Source organism: Tenacibaculum jejuense, assembly GCF_900198195.1.
Classification (GTDB): domain Bacteria; phylum Bacteroidota; class Bacteroidia; order Flavobacteriales; family Flavobacteriaceae; genus Polaribacter; species Polaribacter jejuensis.
Map to the genome: position 1 here is coordinate 3,007,725 of NZ_LT899436.1, position 23,504 is coordinate 3,031,228.

Genomic DNA, 23,504 nt, shown 5'->3' on the forward strand with positions numbered 1-23,504 from the left:
TTTAATTTTAATCTTGAATTGGATTTAATTCTTGCGGTGGAGTATCAGTTCCCACCCAAGTAATTAAAATAGAACCATTTAGTAATTGATCAGGACCAGCTCCGAACGAATTCCTTAATTGTACATCTGTAAATTTGATCAAAATTTGATATTGTTGCTCTAATATCTCTTCATTAGGTTCAAAGTTTTGACTTCGAATTACATCTTTAGTTATTGTACCGTTAGTTCCAAAATTAGGTCTAAAATCTTCTAACTCTCCATCGATAGGAATTTGTAAACTCACATCTGCTAAATCTCGTGGATTATATACTTTAAATCCTGGATCAAAAAAATCTTCAGAAAAATCAACAATAGTAATTTGTGGTCTTAAAACAACATCATTAGAAATTATTGGGTCATCTACTGGATCAAATCTATCATTCCAACGTCCACCAATACTTAACAAAGAAATACCGTCGTTCATAAAAACATCATTCTTAACCAAGTCTAATCGCGTAATGTTATCATTAAGTTTCAAATTATGATCTACTATATAAAAACCAGGAAAAATAAATCTTTTAACAACTCTACAAAATTGATCATCAACAGATGAAATATCATATGAACCAGGCAAAGGATTATCAAACTCTCCTTCATTACCATTTAATTGTCCGGCTCTTTTCCCTGGATAAGCAGCATTTCCTGCACGCATATTATTAACTTCTAATTGAATAATTTTCAAACTGAGTTTCGTAATTTGTAACATGAGAAACTGAGAAAAAACGTTCTACTACGTTCAATCTAAATTCTAAGTCGCAAAAATTATCTGATGCATTTCCATCATCACCATCACCTGCACTTTCTCCGCCCATTTCATCATCTGAACTGCTACAGGCTATCAAAAAAATAGAAAGTATTATGAAAGTTATTTTTTTAAGATTGATTTTCATTTGAATTCTCTTTTGTGTTCTAAACAAAATTATTTTTAAAGAAAAATGAAGTCAATACCCATTAATGGTTATTTTATAAAAAGCAAAAAGGAACTCTGGTCTAAGAGTTCCTTTTTTTATTGGGGAATTACATGTTCTTTAGATGTAATAAGGGGAAAACATTTGAAATGTGAATAATTTGGGGATTATACGAACATTTACTGTTTATTTATTAAAAGGGAATTTGTTTTTATTTACATATACTGGAATCTTTTGTACGTTCATCTTTGATGGATTCTCAGTTGTGAATAATTTAGTTATTACTTCGTTTAACAATTCTAAAACTTTCATGACCTTGGTTTTTTGGGATTATATATTCTTTCTTACATTGGCTAAATTACAAAGCTTTTAAAATTTCTAATTCATTTTTTAGATTTCTAGTAGCTATATAATCGATAAATGGTATTATTTACCCGTTAAACCAAATTTAAGAACGTTTTCTTGTTATTTATAGACGTAATAATTCTATTCTCCCTTACAACTATATTATTTAAAAATCAATTTTCCTTTCATTTCTAATGACTTAGAACTTATTTTATAAAAATAGATTCCTGAAGATAACTGCTTTCTATCAAAGTTTATTGTATTGCTTCCTACTTTTGAAGTAATCTTTTCGCTGTGTACTTGTTTTCCTAACACATTAAACACTTCAAAATTATAATCATTGGTACTTTTAGAGTTAAATGTAAATGTAGCACTAGTTTCTACTGGATTAGGACTAACTAACGCTCGCTCTAGTGAAACTTCGTTACCTATAGATGCTGTAGCTTGTTTAGCAAACTTAATGTTACCTACATCTAAATTCTTTTGTACCATACTACCGTCATCTGCAACTAAAGTTATAAACAACATCTTTACATCATTTAAATTTACTTCTCCGTTAGCGTTAGATGTGATATCTCCTTTATAGATAACATAATCTTTTGTATTGTCTGTAAGATTAACAGTGATGTAAGGTTGGTTATTCCAATCTGAGATGCTTTCTTTAACAAAAATCATTTTCATTGTGCCAACACCTTTGGCATCAAAAGATATTTGATCATAAGCAGTTAAATCTACTGGTTCAAATTTTGGTGTTAATGATCTGTATACAGAAACATCTTGATTAGCTGTTGCAACTAAAGAAATATTTCGTTCTACTTTATATACACCTTCTTCATCAGTTTCATTATTCGCTATAACATTAAATGTATCTACAAATCTTTGAGAACTATCATCAACTCCCCACGTACCATCTGAAAGGAATAAATCATCTGGAGTTAAGTTATACTGATTACGTAATCTAAATCCGAAATCATACAAGTTTCCAATATCTAAGGTCACATTATTAATATAACCTGTTAAATCAACATTAAAAGTTACAGGTTCACTAGTTGCTGTTTCTGTTGCTCTTTTATTACCTTCAATTATAATTGTAGACGGTCTTAAATTATTAATGATCTCTAAATCTATTTTACCACCTCTTCTGTATGCTGCTTTTTTAATAAATACAAGTGGTGCATCTGAACTTTTGTATTCACTAATTGGCTTTTGTACTTCTAAAAGATTTAAAACTTCTTGAGAAACATTATATAAGTCATCTATAGAACTCGCCCATACTTGAAAATTGTAATATCCTTTTTCTTCATATTGATCCAGATTCCAATGAGATTCTACAATAAAAGATGAATTATCATCTGATTCTCTTACAGAAAAAGTTGCTACGAACTCTATAGAACCATCTGGTTGCTTAACTCTAGATTTTATAAATAAAGCGTCATTAATTTCCATGTTAGATACCGATAATAATTCGGCTCCAGTGAATCGATCACAAATATGTTTTGTATGCTCATAAACTTTATTTTCTGTTTTTAGTAACAATAAAGTTCCATAACCTTTATTATCTCTTATATAATCTACAGAAACCAAATCAGTAGCATTTGTGATATCTACTAAATCACTTGGAGAACTTTCTACTGCTGTTGTACCTGGAATAACATCCATAGGAACTAAATCCCATAATGATATATTTTGATTACTTGATCTTCTTGCATAGAAACTATTCTTCTCTACTTTTCTAGCCTTAGCTACATCAAAAGTATAGTTTGTCTTAATTCTATTAATATTTCTTCTATTGATTTGAGTTGATAAACGATTGTTACTTTCTAAACCTCCACTATTACCTGTTGAAGTTGGCGTAATGGTAGGACAACTTGCAACTCCTGAACATGAAGGATCATCACAATCTACCAAACCATCACCATCATCATCGACTCCATTAGTACAGTCTTCTTGCGGTACAGGTGCAGTTGGACATCTTGCTCCATCATTACTATTACTTGATGGTCCGAATGCAAATAAATTAGAATTCATATCTAAACTACTTGTCACGTTTTGCACAGTTCTTATGATATAAACTGTACCTGTTTGATTAGCTGATACATAGAAATTTCCATCTACATCGAAATATACAGCTCCATAAGTATAATTAAGTCCAGATAAAATTGGAACTTCACCTAAAGTTTCAACTACATTAGTAGCAGTATCTATTCTATATAAATTGTTAGAGTTTTTTTCTACCGTGTATAATTTACCATCAACTGCATTAAAAGCCCAGTCATGAACATTTAATGATTTACTAATTGTTTGTGTTCCTAATACCGTTAAATATGTTGCTGAGCTAGGATCTAAATCTATAGTATAATATGAATTACTTGATTTTCTTAAGTAATAAATACCATCTTTATTTACATCTCCTACATAAGAAAAACTAGCTCCTGGTATTTCAAAAGTGGTTGTACTGTAATCTTTACCTATTCTTATAATAGTATTGTCAGGAAATCGTAAAGATCCCCAAATGTAGCCGTCCTTTTCGTTGTAACCTACAGCATTAATATTGTCTAGAGCAAGATCAATTCCTTCTAGTACAGCATTACCTGATGCTAAATTTTGCGCATACACATCATTTGTTTGAAACAAATATGCTTCGGTTACACAATTAAAAGGTTCGTTTGCTTGAGATAATAGCCCTTGAAAAGAGAAGCTAATTAAAATAATAAGTGTGAAATTTTTAATTTTTGAGTAATAATTCTTCATGGTGAGATTCGCTAATTGGGGGTTTAACAATAATGTTTACAGCAATTTACGATTAAAACACTCAAATCTCTCAGGAAAAATACTGTTTCGTAGGTTTTTAACGGTTAATGGTAGGAATGATTAGACCAACATCATTAAAAATAAAAAAGGAGCTGTTAAACAGCTCCTTTTTGTTATTTATTAATAATTAGATTCGTTAATTATCTTTTTCTTCGTCTTTTTTATCTTTAGATGCTTTGTTCCATATTTTAATTTCATCTGTTGTTGTAACTCCAGATTTAACTTCAATATTTACTCCATCAGAAATACCTAATTCTAATTCCTTTTTCTCAAACTTACCATCTTCCTTTTTTATTTCAACATAAGGTTTTTCAGTTTTCTTATCGAAACGTAATAAAGCTTCTTTAATCGCTAAAACATCATCTTTCTTTTCTAAAACAATATCTGCATTTGCAGAATATCCAGCTCTAATGAAATTACTATCATCTAAAGTTACATCTGCTTTAATCTTAAACTGAACAGCACCTGCTTCTTCAGTTCCTTTAGGCGCGATAAAGTTCAATATTGCAGGAAACTTTTTATCTTCTATCGCTCCAAGAGATACTTGTAATTTAGTTCCTCTAACTAATTTTCCTACTTCAGATTCGTCAACTTTTCCTTCAAATATCATTTTATTCATATCTGCAATAGTAGCTATTGTTGTACCAGCATTAAAGCTATTACTCTGAATTACCTGATATCCTCTTTTAACGGGAATCTCTACTATCATACCAGAAGAAGTTGCTCTAATATTGGTATTTGCGGCATTTCCTAAACCAGCAGTTGTTCCTCTTTTTACAATATCCATATTAGACTTTGCATTCGATAAACGTTGCTTCGCATTATTAAACGAAAGTTCTGAGTTTTCAAACTCTTGTCTAGAAATTACACCTTTTTCGAAAAGACTTCTGTTACGATCAAACTGTGTTTTTGCGTTCTCGTAAGATAATTGTGCGTTTTTAATTTCATTATTTGCTGAGTTTAAAGCTTCAACATTTGGTACCACTCTAACTGTTGCAATTAAATCTCCTGCTTTAACAACTTGACCTTCTTCAACTAAAATTCTATCAACTATTCCTGCTATTTGAGGCTTAATTTCTACTTCTTCTAACGGTACTACTTTACCTGTTGCTACTGTTTTTTTAACGATAGTCGTTTTGAAAGGTTTTTCAGTTTCATATTCGACCACATTTTTCTTGTTCTTTTTCGCAAACCAAACTAAAACGGCTGCAAACAAAATTGCTACAATTGCTAATATAATTTTGGCTCTTTTACTCATTGTATTTATTTATAAAGTCTGATTATTATTTTATTCTTCTCTTAATGCTTCTATGGGTTTTATTAAAGTTGCCATATAAGCTGGTATTAATCCTATTGATGTTCCTAATACTATTAAAATTCCGAAAGCTATTAGTATGATTGGAATGTTAACTGTTGGATTTAGTAATGCTGCATCTGGCCCTGTAGCAAATGCTTTATCTATTCCGTAAAGAACAAGACCTCCAAAAATGATTCCTAACATTCCTGCCACGACAGTTAAGAAAATAGATTCTAGTATCACTTGTAATCTTATTTCTATTGGAGTTGCTCCTAACGCTCTTCGTATCCCTATTTCTTTGGTTCTTTCTTTCACCGTAATCAATAAGATATTTCCAATGGCAAAAACTCCTGCTATTAATGTTGCTATTCCTACAAACCAAGTTAAAAATTGCATTCCAGTTAAAAAACCTGTAAACTTTCCTATTTCTTTTCCTAAGTTGATACCTCCTAGTGCTTTATTATCTTCAGGATCTACCGTATGTAGGTTTTTTAAAGCTAGTTGAATATCTAATTCAAACTGCTCAATATCTATCCCTTCTTCTGCAGTAATCATCATCCAATCTATTCTATTTCCTCTATTATAAATTTGCTGAAAAGTAGTAAATGGTATGTAAGCTGTGTCACCATCAAAATCAATTGCTCCAGATTTATAAACTCCAACTACTTTATAGTTTACATTATTAATAATGATGTATTGGTTTATAGGATCTTCATTTTTCTCAAACAACTGTTTATAAATATTTTCCTCTATTACAGTTACTTTAGTTTTGTTATCTATGTCATTCTGATTTAAAAATCTTCCATAAATCAAATTCTTCTTTTGGACTTTATCTAAAACAGGATAATCTCCACTGACTTGAAAATCTCCAGACTTAAAACCATTCACCATTAAATTCATGGTTTGACATCGTGGTACAATATATTTTAAGCGTCCTTTAAACTCCTCCTGTAGCACTTCTACATCTCTTGTTTTTAATTGGATTCTTCTCCCTTTTTGAAATCCTTTAAAAGGTTTATCTGTTCTTTGTGTCCAAACTACTAAGCTATTTGTTGCAAAATCACCAAATAAGTTTTTAAAATTATTTTCCATTCCTCTAGCAGCTCCTAAAAGAACAACTAACAAGAATATTCCCCAAAGCACTCCAATAATCGTAATCACTGTACGAGTTTTGTTTTTACGAATTCCTCCGTAAATCTCTTGCCAAGTATCTGAATCAAATAAAAATTTAATCATAATTAATCTGCTCTTAGTGCTACAATTGGTTTGATTTGTGCTGCTCTTTTCGCTGGTAAATATCCCGCAAGTAAACCTGCTAATATTAAGATAATTGTTGCTCCTACAACTATTCCTGTACTTACGCTAGGGTTATAGATAAAATACTTCTCTAATCCATCACCTATTTGATCAAGTATAAAGGTTCCGAGTAAAAGTCCAAAATACCCTGCTAAACCTGTAATTAAGAGTGATTCTTTTACTACCATAGCTATTATTGAAACTGGTTTAGCTCCTAATGCTTTTCGAATTCCAAATTCTTTTGTACGTTCTTTAATCGAAAAAATCATGATATTACTAATTCCGATTATTCCTGCTATTAATGTTCCTGAACCAACGAAAATTACTATAAAAAATAAAGCTGTAGTTAATTGGCCAACCCCTTTATTTGCCTCTGCCATATTTCTAATGAATAAGGCACTCTGATCATCTGGATGGATATCTAAACGTTGCTTTAAATCTCTTTCTAATCCATTTCCAAATGCTAAAGCTCTATCAATCGTAAGTCTTGGATTATATCCAATTAAAATATTATCGATAAAATCATTGTTTCCGTAAAGTTTTTGTGCCGTTGTTATCGGCATATAAATATTACGTTCTTCACGGTCTCCTCCTTCATCGGAAAAAACTCCAACTATCTTGTAAGATATATTGTTAACATTAACATATTTACCTAAAGCTATTCGTTCTCCAAAAAGATCTTTCTTTACCAAACGTCCAATAACAATTACTTTATTGTTTTGATTTAAATCTAATTGATTTATAAATCTACCTTCGTCAATAATTGTTTTTTCCAAATATCTGTGATCTGGATGAACGGCTCTAATATTATAATTATCTTGATTATTTTTATAAACAACTTGAGCACTTAAATACTTTCTAGCTGATATGTATTGAATTTTATCAGAGTAGTTTTCAACGATATAATCTAAATCTTTATTTTTTAATTTTATTCGTCTACCAGATTGCAACCCTTTATATGGTTTAGTGGTTTTCCAAACTCTCACAAACATTGAGTTATTGGCATCATCAACAAAAGCTTGAGTAAAAAAATTTTGAAGACCATTTACTATCCCAAAAAGTAATGTGAATAATAAAATCGCAAATGAAATGGTAAATCCAGAAAGTACAGTTCTAAGTTTATTTTTGTTAATACTTTGAAATATCTCTCGCCAAGAATCTATATCGAACATACTAGTAAACTTTTTTCAAATCTTGTTTATTAGTATACTCATCACTAATAATTACTCCATCTTTTAAACGAACAATTCTATTGGTTTGTTCTGCTACATCTTCCTCGTGAGTAATTACAAAAACTGTCATTCCTTCGTCATTGATACCTTTTAAAAGGTCCATCACAGAATCTGTTGTTTTAGAATCTAATGCTCCAGTTGGCTCATCTGCTAAAATTACTTTTGGTTTGGTTACTAAAGCTCTAGCAATTGCGACTCTTTGTTTCTGTCCTCCAGATAATTCATTTGGTAAGTGATTCGCCCAAGGTCCAAGTTCTACCTTTTCTAAATATTCTTGGGCTATTTTTAAACGTTCTTTTCTTCCCATACCCTTGTAGTATAGTGGTAATGCAACGTTTTCGACTGCTGTCTTGTATGAAATCAAATTAAAGGATTGAAAAACAAACCCAAGAAATTTATTTCTTAAGATAGCTGCCTTTTTTTCGTTTAGGTTTTGAATTAGTTGTCCGTTTAAGTAATAATTCCCTTCATCGTGACTGTCTAATAAACCAACAATGTTTAATAATGTTGATTTTCCAGAACCCGAAGATCCCATAATAGATACAAATTCACCTTCTTTTATATGTAAATCAAGTCCTTTAAGTACATGTAGAGAATCTTTTCCTATTGGATAAGATTTGTGTAGTGCTTCTATTCGAATCATATTGGCTAGTTAATTGTTACTTTAAAATAAGCATACATTAAAAATGTATTAAGTACACTTATAAACACTAGACGCCGACAATTAATATTTGTTACAAGAAGTTATCGTAATTTTGTAAAAAAAATTAAATCTCTTTTTTTATGAATGATTTCCCTAAAGAGAAACAAATCATATTATTTGACGGTGTTTGCAATTTATGTAATGATTTTGTGTTAAAGGTTATTAAATATGATAAGAAAAATAACTTTTTATTTACGTCTTTACAATCGAAAACTGGAGAAGAAATACTTGCACATTTAAACATTGATACAACTAAAATAGATTCTATTATTTTATTTGAACCCACTTCAACCTATTACATTAAATCCTCAGCAGCATTAAAAATTATGAATTCCTTCGGAAGTGTTTGGAAATTAACTTATTTTTTCTGGTTAATTCCAAAACCTTTACGTAATCTTGCCTACGATTTTATAGCCAAAAATCGTTACAGGTGGTTTGGTAAAAAAGAACAGTGTATGATACCAACCCCAGAATTAACATCGAAATTTTTAAATTAAATGGTACAAGATTTAAAATGTGTGATTTTTGATATGGATGGTGTCATAATAGATTCGGAAGAACTACATAAAAAAGCTTATTATCAAGTTTTTGAATCTTTAGGACTAGAGGTTAGCAATTCACTGTACACATCTTTTACAGGTTCGTCTACTCTAAATGCTTTTCAAAAATTAGTTGCACATTTTAATTTGAATGAACAACCTGAACAGTTAGTTTTAAACAAAAGAAAACGATACGTAGATTTTTTTGAAACTGATCCAAATTTAAAATTAATAGATGGCGTTGAAGATTTAATTAAATACTTTTATAACAGAGGATATGTTTTGGTTTTAGCATCTTCTTCTGCTATGGTAAATATTAATAGAGTGTTTGATAGATTTAATCTTCAACAATATTTTAAAGCCAAAATTAGTGGTGCTGACTTAAAAGCTTCTAAACCACATCCTGAGATATTTGAAAAAGCTGTACATTTGGGTGGTTATAATAAGGGGGAATGTATTGTAATCGAAGATTCTGATAACGGTATTAAAGCGGCAAATGATGCTGGTGTATTTGTTGTGGGATATAATAATCCTGTAGTTACAAATCAAACTTTAGAAAATGCTGATATGATTATCTCTGATTACAAGGAATTAATTGAGTTATTTTAATGAAAGCAACGTCATTAAAAGCGTTTTTTATTACGCTTGTATTTATATTATCGTTTGGAGGCTTATCTATATACATATCTAAAAAGTCGAAATCTAATGCGGAGAAGAAAAATGTAGCAGAAAAACTTCAAATGGTAAAAAGAGTTAGAGACCAGATAGATTCGGTTACATTAGATAGTAAAACTGAAGATGATACCATGGAGCAAATTATAAAATTGCTTGATGATTATGAAAAACATCAGAAAATTGGAGGGAAACTTACACATTTTGATATCCAAGAAATAGAACAACGTTTGGATTTGATTTTCCCACAATCTTATGTTACTTTTTTGGAATATTTCGGTAATGGTGGATCTATTTATGACAATAAAATCCTTAATGTCAAAAAGCCTTTATTTTTATCCGAATACTTAGAAAATACAGATCGAAAAGTTGAAGATGAAGATGGATTACAAATCAATACAAACTCTATTTTATGTCTAACTTCTGAAGACTCAAAAAAAGGCGTTTGGTGTTGGTTAACTGAAGACGATAGCAATAACACAGGTGAATGGCCAATAGCTTATTTCAATAAAGAAGAAAAAAAGTTATACTACGGAGTTAATAATTTTAATGAATGGTTAGATTTACTTTTAACTCAGAGATCTGAGATTTCAACTCTTGCAAGTAATGACTCAACCTCTATTGAATAACCTACTTTAAATTATCTAGAATAAAGTTTATTGTTCTATTTGAATTACCATTCATAGCATAAGAATCTGTAATAAATTTTGGTGGTACAGCATAACCTTGATCTATCAAATATTTAATATCATCTGCAAATTCTAGTGTCACTTTTCCAGTGAGTAATACTCCTAAATCTTTCCCTTCTTTATAATAATTATATATTTTCTTTAAACCAGTTAGATATAAATAATCTTTTGTAAAACCTCCTCCTCTGTAGGCTCTTAATGTTATATAGAAAGCTGCTTCTCTATTTAAATCGTAAGTATTGTGAAGTAATCTAAATGTCTTAGAAAATGAATATCCCTTAGCTAAACCATTTACAGCTAAAACTCGGTATGCTAATTCTTTCAACCGTTTTATAGTTAGATTTCCAGACATATATTCACTAAAAACGGCTAACCCTTCTTGAGTTTCTTCGTTATTAGGAAACCCATGAGAAAAAACTTTTAAATCATGTTCCAAACCATTCATTGTAGTTACCATATGAACTCCAATTTCATGATTGGTTAAAATGGCCATTTCATTTTCTGAATACGTATGATTACTGTTTATAACTAAACTTTTGGTACTATTTAACACCATAGCTATAGCACTCATTTTTGAAGAATGTTTGATATTGAAATCAAAGTCGTACTTCTCCCCATAAGTTTTGAAAATTGCCTCGGCTTCAGATGGTGAATATTTTGGCTGAAAAATAGGATTATTATCTGTATCATCCTCAAAATGAAGAATAAATTTTGCGTTCTCTACATCGGCTTCTGTAGGAGAACCAAAAGATCGTAAACTATTGTAGTAAAACTTCTTCCCTTCTCCAATAGTTTCTATACATTGAATTAATCCTGAATAGAAATAAATGATTTCTTCATATAAGTTTCTAACCCTCTCATCTTCTATTGCTTCTAATTCTAAAGCAAAAAACTGACTATGCAATTTAAATTTATCGAAATCTCTTTCTGGATATTTAAAATCTGGATCTGTTAAATATTTTGAAGCAAAAAACTTTTGTTTTTCCTCTTCTATATTAACAGGATTTACATATCTCAATAATTCAATTTTCTTAACAAGCGTATCAATTTGCTTGTCTATATCTAATAGTCTTTGTGCTTTTACAGAAGTATCCATTATCATTTAAAAAACTCTAAGTAGCAAAGTTAAGATTTATGTTTTGCATAAAAAGTTTCTGCATGTTCTTTTAACATTACATCTAAATAAACTTTTACAGCTTGTACAACTTCAGGATATATAACTTGATTGAGTTCATCGCAATAAACCTTAGCGATTTCAGTTGCCAGAACCAAAGTATTTTTAAAATTTTGAGTGATATATTTTAAGAAATACCCATTTCCTTGAAAAGTATCATTAATTTTTGAAGTAGATTTTATTCCTTTTGGCAAAGGCATTTTTTCTAAAATTGCTCGCCAACTTTCTATTTCTTGTTTAAAACGAATTTGATCAACATTAGATGTACCTAAATTCCAAGTTGGCACTTCTCTATCCCAACGTTGCCAATTATAACTATGCATATCATAAACAATACACAATCCGAATTTCTCTTCTATTTTATGTATTAAGGCATGAACAACTTCATAAAATGCCGAATGTTTTTGTAAACTTTTACTTTTTTGTTCAGATGGTAAAGGAGTTTTCCAAAGTTGTTTTCCCCAAGCATCTTCATATATCGCATTATCTGGAGCTCTATTTAAATCATATTCGAATCGAGAATCTAAACCTGCAATTACAATTGGATGAGATGCTATCATTTGTTTTGTACAAGGATCTTCTTCATACCAACGATCGTATTCAGTATGCAAACAATTACTCCACAATTCTTTCCTAAATTGATGTCCATCATGTACAGCTCCACAAACATATGGTACATAATCATCAATTTTTACAGTGAAAGAATACTCATTTGAAACAGCTTCAAAAACCTCTTCAGAAGTAATTTTATGAATAATTTCTTGAACTGATAATCTCTCCATTTAATTCAAAATCTTTTGTAATGTTTTAAAAATCGACTTCTCAACTTTATCTACAGTTCCGTCTGCAAAAAAGACTTCTTTTATATCTTTAATTAATGCTCTTTTTTCTTCTTGAGAAAATTTATTAATTAATAAATACTCTTTAATATTTTCTAAAATATCTTCCTCTTTATCAAAAACAATTTGGGTATGTACTTTGTTAAATGTTTTCTCATCTACTTTAGAAAGTATATACTTTCTTTCTTCCTCTGTTTCTAACATATTACACTGTGCTGCATACAATAACACATATGCTTCAAACTCAGTTTTTGTCCAGTCTATTATCATATTATTTTTCAATTGGTAAGTTTAGGGTACTTCCCCATTCGGTCCAAGAACCATCATAAATTGTGTAATTATCCTGTCCTGTTAATTCTAATCCTAAAGCAAGAATACAAGCTGTAATTCCTGTTCCACAAGAAAACATATATGATTTATCTGTAGGATTTATAGCTTTAAAAATAGCCTTCAATTCACTCATAGTTTTCATCTTCCCATTTTCTTTTAATTCTGTATGTGGTAAACTACATGAACCTGGAATATGTCCTCCTCGTAATCCTTCTCGTGGCTCTTTTACTTCTGCATAAAAACGCTCCTTGGATCTAGCATCTGCTAAACAATAATTTTGCTTTTCAATGTTCGATAAAACATCTTTAGTAAATGTTACTTTTTCACTTTGAAATTCAGCTTTAAAGTTTCCTTTATTTAGTTTAGTAACAAACTCTTCTACCACAGGTAAGTTTTGGTTTTTCCATTCAGGGAGTCCACCATCTAAAACAGCAATATTATTAAAACCAAAAGTTTTAAATAAAAACCAAACCCTTGCTGAAGAATAAATTCCTAAATCATCGTAAACTACGATACAACTATTTTTGTTCACTCCTATTTCTTGCACTTTTTCTTCAAAATATGATGTTTCTGGAAAAGTATTAGGAAATTTACCATCTTTATCTAAAAACACTCCTTTTAAATCAAAGAAAATTGCGTTTGGAATAATTTCTTTTTTAGTATTAGAAACTGTATTTGAAGTTACCTTAGGTATGGTTGCATCAAAAATAATTAAATCATTGTTATCTATATTTTCATGAAGCCATTGTACCGAAACTATAGATTTATCAACTTTTAACATCATAAATAACTTTTAAGCTTCTTCTACTCTACGCTTTAAGTCTGTCATTCTTCTGAAAGCTGCATTCTTTTCTAATACTTTACTTTCTAAAAAATCTATTACTTTTTCTTGAAGTCTTACTTTAGAAACTTTATTGATATATGTAATTCCACCTGGACTCATAACATTTACCTCAACTAATTTTCCGTTGATTACATCAATTCCAACAAAATACAATCCGTCTTTTACTAGCTTCGGACCAATTTTTTTACATAAAATCTTTTCTGCTGGCGTTAATCGATGCTTTTCTACGGTACCACCAGCGGTTATATTTGATCGATGATCTTTATCTCCAGGAATTCTTTTCATCGCTCCAATTGGCAATCCGTTTAGCATTAAAATACGAACATCTCCTTTTTCTGCTCCTTCAATATATTCTTGAAGAATTACATAATCTGATGAACCATCACTTTTACTGATGTAGAAATCTAATAAAGAATTAATATTTCCCATTGCTGACTTCTCTATTAAAATAACTCCTGATCCTCCATAACCATTTAATGGTTTTAAAATCATTTTATCTGAAGTCGATTCTTCAATAGTCTTTATAAGGTAGTTTTTATTTTTTGAAACGTGAGTAACTGGAATAATCTCGTTATTTGGATCCTCAAAAACCGCTGTATATAACTTATTATTTGCTTCTCGCATCCCTTGTACTGAGTTAATGATAAACACATCATCTTTTACAGAATCTAAGAAATTCAGCATTAATGGATCTAAAGGCGGATTTGCTCTCATAAAAATGGCATCAAACCCAGCTAAAGGTAACATTTCTTCTCTTACAGTTGCTTTCTTATAATATGTTTTATACGAAGATGGAACTTTTTCCATCCTATTGATAATGGTACAAAAAGCATTCGTTACACTATTACGAATTGTTAAGTTAGATGGTGTACAAATAGCTACTCCATGTCCTCTTTTTGCACACTCATGAATAAGTGTTAGAGAAGAATCTTTTTCTGGATTAATTTCTTCCCAAGGGTACATTAAAAAACAAATATTCATTTAAGTAATTATAAATTAAGTTAGTTTAAAATTTGATTATTACATTAAAAAACACCAAGTACTAAATGAAGTACTGGTGTTTATAAAATTACTATTTTTTTATATATGATAAAGAAATAAAATTATTTTACTTCATCGTAATGATCGTCCCAGTTTTTTGGCTTAGGATCTCCCAATTTACCTACAGATTTTGCTACTAGAGTAGAAACAGTTGCGTCTCCTGTAACATTAATAACTGTTCTACACATATCTAACGGTCTATCTACTGCAAAAATTAATGCTAATCCAATAGCTAATTTATCTGCAGGAAAACCTACAGCTTCTAAAACAATTACCAACATCACCATTCCTGCTCCAGGTACAGCTGCAGAACCAATTGATGCTAATAATGCTGTTAAAATTATTGTTAACTGATCTGCAAAAGTAAGATCAAAACTTAAAGCTTGTGCAATAAATACGGCTGCTACTGCTTGGTACAAACTAGTTCCATCCATATTAATTGTTGCTCCAACTGGTAATACAAAACTTGACACTTCTTTGTCTACTCCTACATGTTCTTCAACTCGTTCCATTGTAACAGGTAAAGTTGCCGCACTTGAGCTAGTTGAAAAAGCTAGTAATTGTGCTGGGGAAATTTTACTTAAAAACCATAACGGATTTTTTTTCACAAACACACTTACTAAAATCATATAGAAAACTATCATTAAGAATAATCCAAAAACAACAGTTCCACCATATTTCAACAATGCTAATAATAAATCTGGATCATTTGAAGAAACAACTACATTTGCTAATAATGCAAAAACAGCATAAGGAGCAGATAACATTATAAGATCTACCATTTTTAATACTACTTCATTTAAAGAATCAAAGAAATTTTTAAGAGGCTCTGATTTTTTCTCTCCTATCAATAACATTGAAATACCTAAGAAAATAGCAAAGAAAATTACTTGTAACATTGCTTTGTTATTACTCATTGCTGCTATAGCATTGTCAGGTACCATGTCAACTAAAAACTGAAGTGGTCCACTTGACTTTTGACGAGTAGCTTCTGCTATTTTCGATTGAACTCCTCCACTATTCGCGTAGGTTTCTGTTAATTTTTGAATAGTTTCTTCAGAAATTCCATCTCCTGGTTTTACTACATTCACTAATAATAAGCCTATGGTAATTGCAATTACTGTAGTACCTACATATATTGCTATAGTTCTTAATCCTATATTTTTAAACTTCGAAATATCTTTTAAATCAGAAATTCCTTTAATCAATGAAGCAATAATTAAAGGAACAGCTATCAATTTTAAGAGCTTTACAAAAATAGAGCCCAAAGGCTTTATCCAATTTCCTACAAAAGTACTTCCTCCACTAACATTTGTCATTATTAATCCGAATAGAATCCCCAAAACCATTCCTATCAAGATCTTCCAGTGTAGTGCTAATTTCTTCATAAATTTAATTTAGTTTGCGTAAAAATATAAAATAGAATACAATTAGCGTATTTATAATTTACAGGAAAATTGTGACTTTGTTTTTGTATATTGTGTCAACATAATTGAAGAATTAATATTAAAATCAAAAAAATGGAAGGAATTTTAGACTTACTAAATAGCCCAATGGGTAAAACTATTATCAATGGAGTTGCTGGATCTACTGGACAAGATAGCAGTAAAACAGGAAGTGTTTTAACAATGGCTTTACCTGTTTTAATGAAAGCAATGCAACGTAATGCAGCTACACCTGAAGGAGCTGAAGGTTTAATGGGAGCTTTAAATAAGCACGATGGTGGAATATTAGATAACCTTGGTGATTTGTTTAATGGTGGTGTAAACAATGATGTAGTAAATGATGGAGGAAAAATCTTAGGCCATGTTTTAGGAGCTAAACAACAAGGAGTTGAACAAGTTATTGGTCAGAAAACCGGAATGGATATTGGTGCTGTTGGAAATATTTTAAAAACTGCAGCTCCTATTTTAATGGGAGTTTTAGGAAAACAATCTAAACAAAACGGATTAAGTAACTCTGGAGGAATCGGTGACTTATTAGGCGGAATGTTAGGTGGAAACAGCACACAACAAGAGCAAAGCTTTTTAGAAAAAATATTAGACGCTGATGGAGATGGAAGTGTTATAGATGATGTAGCTGGTATGGTATTAGGCGGAAGTCAGAAAAATTCTGGAGGTTTACTTGGCGGACTTTTAGGTGGTTTATTTGGTAAGAAATAAGATTCAATTTATATAATAACAAAAGGGTAAACATGCTTGTTTACCCTTTTTCTTTTGTATACATTTGCCCTTTATTTAACTTTTTTCTGTGGATAAATTAAAAGAACGTTGGGGACTTAAAACAACTTGGGATGTTGTTGCCGTCTTAATAGTATTTGCCATTAATGGTTCATTTTCTGCTTGGGTTGCTAAACCAATTACTAATTTTCTTGGTTTATCGCCAGGAACATTAAATCCTTGGATTTATTATCCTTTAAGAATACTTTTAATATTCCCTATTTATCAAACTACTTTACCAATAGTTGGCTGGTTATTTGGTCAATTTAAGTTCTTTTGGGAATTTGAAAAGAAATTTTTATCTCGACTAGGTTTAGGTTTCTTATTCAAGAAATAATTAAACATCAATTGTTTTCTTAGCTTCTTTTTTTCTTTTAAATACATAGGTATATAGCCACATTAAAGTAAAAGTTGGTATGATATCTAATCCTGGAGCAATTTCTTCAATAAAAGAAATTGCTCCAGCAATTTTCCCTTGATTTCCTTTATACATTTTGGTCATAATATAAGCTGAAGCAGGTGCCCAAATAATATCTGTAAACTCAGCTAATACTGGAATTAAAAAAGAAGCATATCCAATAAGATCAAAAAGAATACTTAAGAATAATTTTTGGTATTTATTTTCTCTATTCATATTTGTATTTTAGTTATTTATTAACTTGAATCAAACTTCAAGCCATTATATTAGACACATCAAACTAGAAAAAGTAACACCTTTAATGGATTTTACATATTTTAAAAATCAAATAAACGCAATAAAAAACAACGATTTAGGAGGTACTACCTCTCAATTTAAATTAGTTCCTGAAATAAGAATTAAAATCTCTGAGGAAACTATAAAAAAAAATAATCCTAGAAAAGCAGCTGTTCTTTGTCTTTTTTACCCAGATTCTGAAGGAAAAACTGTGTTTTTACTTACAAAGAGAGCTAGTTACAAGGGTACACATTCTGCTCAAATTAGTTTTCCCGGAGGAAAAGCAGACGAAGAAGATAAAACTTTTGCCGATACCGCTTTACGAGAATTAGAAGAAGAAGTTGGAGTCGATAGAAATAGTGTACAACTTATTCGACAAATTTCAGACACTTACATTCCACCAAGTAATTTTATGGTAACTCCTTTCATTGGATACTTAAACAAAAAACCGAACTATGTTACCAATAAAGAAGTTGCAGAAATCATTGAAGTACAATTAGATGACTTATTGGATGATTCAAAAATCTCATCGGTTGAGCTAGACACTTCTTACATGAAAAAAATAGCTGTTCCTTGCTTTTTATTAAACGAACAAGTGGTTTGGGGAGCTACAGCCATGATTCTATCTGAAATAAAAGACTTAATAAAAGAATCATGATTAAAAATGTTTTGTAAATTTGTTTAATTAAAGAAGTTTTTATGCCCCTGTTTAAAAGGAATCCTTTTGGTCATATTTTATTTGTAAAACGATTATTAATTCAAATTTTAGGAATTATATCTCATGGTCGATATCGAAGTTTTAATGAATTACAAATAGAAGGATCAGACATACTAAGACAATTACCCGATAAAAACATATTATTCATATCAAACCATCAAACTTATTTTGCTGATGTTGCAGCTATGATTCATGTTTTTAATGCTGCCTTAAAAGGTAGAGATGATAATATTAAGAATATTGGTTACTTGTGGAAACCGAAATTAAATATTTACTACGTAGCTGCTGGAGAAACTATGCGTTCTGGTTTTTTACCTAGAGTTTTTGCTTATGTTGGATCTGTTTCTGTAGAAAGAACATGGAGAAATGCTGGTAAAGATGTTAAAAGACAAGTAAAAATGTCTGATATTTCTAATATTGGAAAAGCATTAAACGATGGCTGGGTAATTACATTCCCACAAGGTACTACAACTCCATTCAAACCAATACGAAGAGGAACTGCACATATCATTAAAACTTTTAAACCAACTGTTGTTCCGATTGTTATTGATGGGTTCAGACGTTCTTTTGATAAAAAAGGATTAATGATTAAAAAAAGAAATGTTCTTCAATCTATGGTGATTAAAGAACCTTTAGAAATTGATTATGAAAACGAAGATGTTGCTAGTATTGTAGAGAAAATCGAATACGCTATAGAACAACACCCTTCTTTCTTAAAAGTTTTAACTCCAGAACAAATAAAAGAAGAACAAGAATATCGAGAAAAAAGACGTTTTTGGGGACCTGATTCTGGTAAAGAGGAAGAAGAATAATTAACATATACTATAATGGGAGAAAACAAATCTATTTTAAACGAAAAATCACTTGATTTTTTAGAAAGATACTTAAATAACGCCGCTCCTACAGGATACGAGTGGGAAGGTCAGAAAATATGGATGGATTACTTAAAACCATATGTTGATGATTTTATTACCGATACATACGGTAGTGCAGTTGGAGTTATTAATCCGGATGCAAAATATAAAGTAGTTATAGAAGGTCATGCAGATGAAATATCTTGGTATGTAAATTATATTTCAGATAAGGGATTAATTTATGTGATAAGAAATGGAGGAAGTGATCATCAAATTGCACCAAGTAAAATTGTCAATATTCACACTAAAAATGGAATTGTAAAAGGTGTGTTTGGTTGGCCAGCAATCCATACCAGAGATCGCGGAAATGAAACTCCACCAAAACCAGATAACATTTTTATAGATGTTGGATGTACAAACAAAGAAGAAGTTGAAGCTTTAGGTGTTCATGTCGGTTGTGTAATTACATATCCAGATGAATTCCATGTATTAAATGGAGATAAATTCGTTTGTAGAGCTTTAGACAATAGAATGGGTGGTTTTATGATTGCTGAAGTTGCTCGTTTACTTCATGAAAATAAAAAAGAATTACCTTTCGGTTTATATATTACCAACTCAGTTCAAGAAGAAATTGGTTTACGTGGTGCTGAAATGATTACGCAAACTATTAAGCCAAATGTAGCTATCGTAACTGATGTAACTCACGATACTACTACTCCAATGATCGACCAAAAGAAACAAGGTCATTTAGAAATTGGTAAAGGCCCAGTTGTAGCTTATGCTCCAGCTGTACAACAAAAGCTTCGTGATTTAATTATCGAAGGAGCTGAAGAAAACAACATTCCTTTCCAACGTTCTGCTTTATCTAGAGCTACTGGAACAGATACTGATGCTTTTGCTTACAGTAACGGAGGAGTTGCTTCTGCTTTAATTTCTTTACCATTACGATATATGCATACAACCGTAGAAATGGTTCACAGAGAAGATGTAGAGAATGTAATTAAAATGATATATCAAGCTTTATTAAAAATTGAAAACGGAGAAGATTTCTCTTATTTTAAGTAAAAGCAATACAAAAAAACTCTTTACCCTTGCAGATATTTATTAATTTGCAAGGGTTTCTTTTTTTAGCAATATATTTAATCGATATTAATTTTATAAAATGGCAAAAGAAAAGTTTGATTTCCAGTTTTTAGGCTTAAAAATATTGATTTATGGTGGTACTATAGCTTTTTTTCTATTCCAATGGTTTGGACCAGGACTTATAAAAGCATATAAAGATAAAAAAGAACGTGAGTTAATACTACATGGAGGTAGCGTTTCTGAAGCTAATACTACGATACAAAAAAGAAATGAAAAATTAATAGAGCTCAACAAACTTGAAAATAAAGAAGCAAAAAAATATAATAACCTATTAGTCTTCACCAACGATACAACTAAAACTGTTACTACTCTTTTACAAGCCAACAGAAAATACAGAGACAACTATAAAAATCCTTACAGTATTGGCTATAATACAATTCAAAAAAATGAAGAGGATATTGATTATATAAATGATTTTTTTAATAGAAAAGACAGTCTAGGTTTTAATATTTATGTTTTAAATGCTTTTAAAAATCAAGAAGTAAAATTGATGCAAACAAACGCTATTGATACAAATTACAGATTTAAAGTTTCTTATTTTTATTATTATACTGAAAAGCAGAAAAAACGTTTAGCCAAACGTATCAATGAAAAGCCCAATAACCACTTTAGTTTCTCTTTTGAATCAAAAGAAAAAAAATTAGCTAAATTAGACAGTATTCAATTTTCTAAAATTATTTTAAGCGAATCAGAATTAAAAGATCAAAAAATAAAACAAAGCGGATTAATAAAACTCTTTGCTCCTAGAATAAGCCCTGATAATTATGGAGTTTTTTATTTCTCTTGTTACAACAAACCAATAGATAGTATTACATTTCATAAAAACATCACCTCTTTTACATCTATGTTCTTAAAAGATTTAAAAGGGAAACATAACGGAAAAGTAAAGCAGTTTACTGTTAAAGAAAATCAATTAGATTACGAATAAATAACATAATCATTTTACAGTATAACTAAACAGGAGTATGTAATTTGTAGTATTTTGAACAAGTTTGAAAAACTGTAATAATTTTAACTAAAGTTCAAAATGGTATTATTTATTTTTATGAAAAATCAATTCAAATGAGTTTAACAAATCAAAAGCATTTATTTGATCTTCCAGAAGATGTAACTTACCTAAATATCGCAAGCTTATCACCTTCTTTTAAAAGTATTGAAGAAGCTGGACTTAGAGCCGTAAAAGAAAAAAGTAGACCTTACTTAATACCAAGTTCAGATTTCTTTAATCCAGTAACAGAATTAAAAAAACTTTTCGCTCAACTCATTAATGTAAATGATTACAATAGAATTGCAAACATTCCTTCTGTTTCTTACGGATTAGCAACTATAGCTCATAATATTTCTTTAAAGGAAAACAGTGAAATTGTATTAATTGAAGAACAGTTTCCTAGTAATTACTATGTATGGGAAAAACTAGCTAAAAAGTACAATGCTAAACTTAAAATAGTTCAACAAGAAATTAACGGAAAACTATGGAACGAAGCTATATTAAATGCTATAAATGTTAATACGGGGTTAATTGCTTTAGGAAATATCCATTGGGCAAATGGAACTATTTTTGATTTAAAAGCCATTCGCAAAAAAACTAGACAGCATGATGCACTTTTGATTATAGATGGAAGTCAATCTATAGGAGCCTTACCATTCTCTGTTAAAGAAATTCAACCTGATGCTATGGTTTGTGCAGGTTACAAATGGCTTTTTGGGCCTTATGGTTGTGGTTATGCTTATTTTGGGTCTTATTTTGATAATGGAAATCCTATTGAAGAAAATTGGGCAAACCGATTAGGTAGTGAAAATTTAACCAATCTTACCAATTATGAATCTAACTATAAAGCATTGGCAAATCGCTATTCTGTAGGTGAACATGGAAGTTTTATTTACATTCAAATGCAAATAGCTGCAATCACCCAATTATTAAAATGGAAAGCGTCAGATATTCAAGATTATTGTCATAAAATTACAGTATCTTCTGTAAATCAACTTAAAAAGGCTGGATGCGAAATTGAAGAAGACACTTACAGAGCTAAACATTTATTTGGAATTAAACTACCTGAATCTGTTAACAAAAAAGCCTTAAAAGAAAAATTAACTCGAGAGAAAATCTTTGTTTCTTTTAGAGGAGATTACATTCGAATTTCTTGTCATTTATATAATACTGAAGCGCATTTTGAAAAACTAACTAAATGTATTCTTTCTGAAATAGAGATCTGATTTTAAATTATGAAAAAACAAAAATATAATTTCCCATATTTATTTATAAAAATTTTAATATTTGGAGGACTAATATTTTGGTATTTTCTCTTAAATACAAATCAAAAACACAAGAATAGAAATGCCTTAGAAAAAGTTTATTATGGTGGTAGTGCCGAAGAAGTAAACAAAAGTTTTAAAAAAGTGAATACTAAAATTTCAACTTTAAGAACTCTTACAACTGAAAAACAAGAACAATTTAAAAACATATTAATCTTTACTAATAATAACCAAAAAGGTCTTAAAGCTTCAATACAAGCCAATAGAAAATATAGAAATGAACACACTTCTTCACATCAAATAGGAAGAAATTATATACGAGAAAATGAAGAGATCATAAAATATATAGATGATTTTTTTAAGTATAAAGATAGTTTAGGTTTTAATATATTTTTATCAGACACCTATAATAATAAAGAATTTAGAGTAAACAATTTAACCGTATCTGATACCATTACAAAATATATCGCCTTACAGTTTTACTATTACAATAAAAAATTAAAAACTGAATTAACTAAACAAATTCAAAAAGACGAGTTTTACACCAATAAAACAAAGGCTGAAAAAATAGCTAAACTGGATAGCCTACAATTCTCCAAAGTTATATTTACTGAAGCAGAGCTTCAAAATAAAAAAATGGAAAACGAATTAAAAGCTTTATTTGTTCCTGATTTTAACAACCATAGTGATGATATTTTTTATTTTTCATGCTATAACAAAATACTCAACGATTCTATTTTTAAGGATAAAATAGTACTATTCAAACAAATGTTTTTTCAGCAAAAAAAGAACAATAAAGGTTTATTAAGAAAAATAAAAATTTCAACTCTATTTGATGAGGAAAATACAGAAAATTAAAATCTC

At 30.0% G+C, this 23,504-nt stretch carries 25 protein-coding genes; 11 read left to right on the forward strand and 14 right to left on the reverse strand.

The genetic code is table 11. The features are described 5' to 3' along the window. Positions 1-7: 7 nt before the first annotated feature. The 7 genes from AQ1685_RS13255 to AQ1685_RS13285 form a co-directional block, all read right to left on the reverse strand. Positions 8-721, reverse strand: a complete 714-nt coding sequence (locus tag AQ1685_RS13255; RefSeq protein ID WP_095072891.1) for a hypothetical protein — start codon at positions 719-721, stop codon at positions 8-10. Then, the gene (locus tag AQ1685_RS13260; RefSeq protein WP_095072892.1) at positions 696-929 is read right to left on the reverse strand and encodes a hypothetical protein; all 234 of its coding nucleotides are present in this window, start codon (positions 927-929) and stop codon (positions 696-698) included. The genes AQ1685_RS13255 and AQ1685_RS13260 overlap by 26 nt, the downstream gene beginning before the upstream one ends. A 525-nt stretch (positions 930-1,454) precedes the next feature. Next, complete coding sequence (locus tag AQ1685_RS13265) at positions 1,455-4,043, reverse strand: T9SS type A sorting domain-containing protein (protein WP_095072894.1); 2,589 nt, start codon at positions 4,041-4,043, stop codon at positions 1,455-1,457. Positions 4,044-4,239: 196 nt separating this feature from the next. Further along, positions 4,240-5,361, reverse strand: a complete 1,122-nt coding sequence (locus AQ1685_RS13270) for an efflux RND transporter periplasmic adaptor subunit (RefSeq protein ID WP_095072896.1) — start codon at positions 5,359-5,361, stop codon at positions 4,240-4,242. A gap of 30 nt (positions 5,362-5,391) precedes the next feature. Continuing rightward, positions 5,392-6,633, reverse strand: coding sequence for an ABC transporter permease (locus AQ1685_RS13275; protein ID WP_095075077.1), 1,242 nt, complete (start codon positions 6,631-6,633; stop codon positions 5,392-5,394). Between the two features lie 5 nt (positions 6,634-6,638). After that, positions 6,639-7,868 (reverse strand): ABC transporter permease, encoded by a 1,230-nt coding sequence (locus AQ1685_RS13280; protein WP_095072898.1) that lies wholly within the window; start codon positions 7,866-7,868, stop codon positions 6,639-6,641. Position 7,869: 1 nt separating this feature from the next. Then, positions 7,870-8,571 (reverse strand): ABC transporter ATP-binding protein, encoded by a 702-nt coding sequence (locus AQ1685_RS13285; protein WP_095072900.1) that lies wholly within the window; start codon positions 8,569-8,571, stop codon positions 7,870-7,872. A gap of 140 nt (positions 8,572-8,711) precedes the next feature. On the opposite strand from AQ1685_RS13285, the gene AQ1685_RS13290 reads away from it, so the two are divergent. Genes AQ1685_RS13290 through AQ1685_RS13300 form a run of 3 tightly spaced genes read left to right on the forward strand, consistent with a single transcriptional unit; the run spans position 8,712 to position 10,471 of the window. Next, positions 8,712-9,128 (forward strand): thiol-disulfide oxidoreductase DCC family protein, encoded by a 417-nt coding sequence (locus tag AQ1685_RS13290; RefSeq protein WP_095072902.1) that lies wholly within the window; start codon positions 8,712-8,714, stop codon positions 9,126-9,128. Beyond that, entirely contained in the window at positions 9,129-9,779 is a 651-nt protein-coding gene (locus tag AQ1685_RS13295) for an HAD family hydrolase (RefSeq protein WP_095072904.1), read from the forward strand. It begins immediately after the preceding gene. Further along, positions 9,779-10,471 (forward strand): SMI1/KNR4 family protein, encoded by a 693-nt coding sequence (locus tag AQ1685_RS13300; RefSeq protein WP_095072906.1) that lies wholly within the window; start codon positions 9,779-9,781, stop codon positions 10,469-10,471. Before AQ1685_RS13295 ends, AQ1685_RS13300 begins: the two co-directional genes overlap by 1 nt. 1 nt (position 10,472) lies before the next feature. Here the strand turns inward: AQ1685_RS13300 and AQ1685_RS13305 are convergent, their stop codons facing one another. The 6 genes from AQ1685_RS13305 to AQ1685_RS13330 form a co-directional block, all read right to left on the reverse strand. Continuing rightward, complete coding sequence (locus AQ1685_RS13305; RefSeq protein WP_394341863.1) at positions 10,473-11,627, reverse strand: flavohemoglobin expression-modulating QEGLA motif protein; 1,155 nt, start codon at positions 11,625-11,627, stop codon at positions 10,473-10,475. A gap of 29 nt (positions 11,628-11,656) precedes the next feature. Beyond that, positions 11,657-12,487: an N-formylglutamate amidohydrolase gene (locus AQ1685_RS13310; protein WP_095072910.1), complete on the reverse strand. Its 831-nt coding sequence runs from the start codon at positions 12,485-12,487 to the stop codon at positions 11,657-11,659. Beyond that, complete coding sequence (locus tag AQ1685_RS13315; protein WP_231970190.1) at positions 12,488-12,814, reverse strand: hypothetical protein; 327 nt, start codon at positions 12,812-12,814, stop codon at positions 12,488-12,490. A 1-nt stretch (position 12,815) separates the two neighbouring features. After that, a complete protein-coding gene (locus tag AQ1685_RS13320; RefSeq protein ID WP_095072913.1) occupies positions 12,816-13,658 on the reverse strand; it encodes a sulfurtransferase in 843 nt (280 codons plus the stop codon). A 9-nt stretch (positions 13,659-13,667) separates the two neighbouring features. Continuing rightward, positions 13,668-14,699 (reverse strand): glutathione synthase, encoded by a 1,032-nt coding sequence (gshB, locus tag AQ1685_RS13325; protein WP_095072915.1) that lies wholly within the window; start codon positions 14,697-14,699, stop codon positions 13,668-13,670. Positions 14,700-14,821: 122 nt separating this feature from the next. Further along, positions 14,822-16,147, reverse strand: coding sequence for a dicarboxylate/amino acid:cation symporter (locus AQ1685_RS13330; RefSeq protein WP_095072917.1), 1,326 nt, complete (start codon positions 16,145-16,147; stop codon positions 14,822-14,824). Positions 16,148-16,279: 132 nt separating this feature from the next. Between AQ1685_RS13330 and AQ1685_RS13335 the strand changes: the two genes are divergently transcribed. Beyond that, a complete protein-coding gene (locus tag AQ1685_RS13335; RefSeq protein WP_095072918.1) occupies positions 16,280-16,921 on the forward strand; it encodes a DUF937 domain-containing protein in 642 nt (213 codons plus the stop codon). Positions 16,922-17,009: 88 nt separating this feature from the next. Continuing rightward, positions 17,010-17,315: a DUF6787 family protein gene (locus AQ1685_RS13340; RefSeq protein WP_095072920.1), complete on the forward strand. Its 306-nt coding sequence runs from the start codon at positions 17,010-17,012 to the stop codon at positions 17,313-17,315. On the opposite strand, the gene AQ1685_RS13345 is transcribed toward AQ1685_RS13340, so the two are convergent. Next, positions 17,316-17,612 (reverse strand): hypothetical protein, encoded by a 297-nt coding sequence (locus tag AQ1685_RS13345; RefSeq protein ID WP_095072924.1) that lies wholly within the window; start codon positions 17,610-17,612, stop codon positions 17,316-17,318. Between the two features lie 85 nt (positions 17,613-17,697). Here AQ1685_RS13345 and AQ1685_RS13350 point away from each other — a divergent pair, with 85 nt between their 5' ends. The 6 genes from AQ1685_RS13350 to AQ1685_RS13375 all read left to right on the forward strand — a co-directional run bounded on the left by AQ1685_RS13350 (position 17,698) and on the right by AQ1685_RS13375 (position 23,498). After that, positions 17,698-18,330, forward strand: coding sequence for an NUDIX hydrolase (locus AQ1685_RS13350; RefSeq protein ID WP_095075078.1), 633 nt, complete (start codon positions 17,698-17,700; stop codon positions 18,328-18,330). Positions 18,331-18,371: 41 nt separating this feature from the next. Next, a complete protein-coding gene (locus tag AQ1685_RS13355; RefSeq protein WP_095072926.1) occupies positions 18,372-19,202 on the forward strand; it encodes a lysophospholipid acyltransferase family protein in 831 nt (276 codons plus the stop codon). A 15-nt stretch (positions 19,203-19,217) separates the two neighbouring features. After that, the gene (locus AQ1685_RS13360; RefSeq protein ID WP_095072929.1) at positions 19,218-20,309 is read left to right on the forward strand and encodes a M42 family metallopeptidase; all 1,092 of its coding nucleotides are present in this window, start codon (positions 19,218-19,220) and stop codon (positions 20,307-20,309) included. 97 nt (positions 20,310-20,406) lie between these two features. Next, a complete protein-coding gene (locus AQ1685_RS13365; RefSeq protein ID WP_095072931.1) occupies positions 20,407-21,315 on the forward strand; it encodes a hypothetical protein in 909 nt (302 codons plus the stop codon). Between the two features lie 134 nt (positions 21,316-21,449). Continuing rightward, complete coding sequence (locus AQ1685_RS13370) at positions 21,450-22,601, forward strand: aminotransferase class V-fold PLP-dependent enzyme (protein ID WP_095072933.1); 1,152 nt, start codon at positions 21,450-21,452, stop codon at positions 22,599-22,601. A gap of 9 nt (positions 22,602-22,610) precedes the next feature. Then, entirely contained in the window at positions 22,611-23,498 is an 888-nt protein-coding gene (locus AQ1685_RS13375) for a hypothetical protein (protein ID WP_095072935.1), read from the forward strand. Positions 23,499-23,504 lie beyond the last annotated feature (6 nt).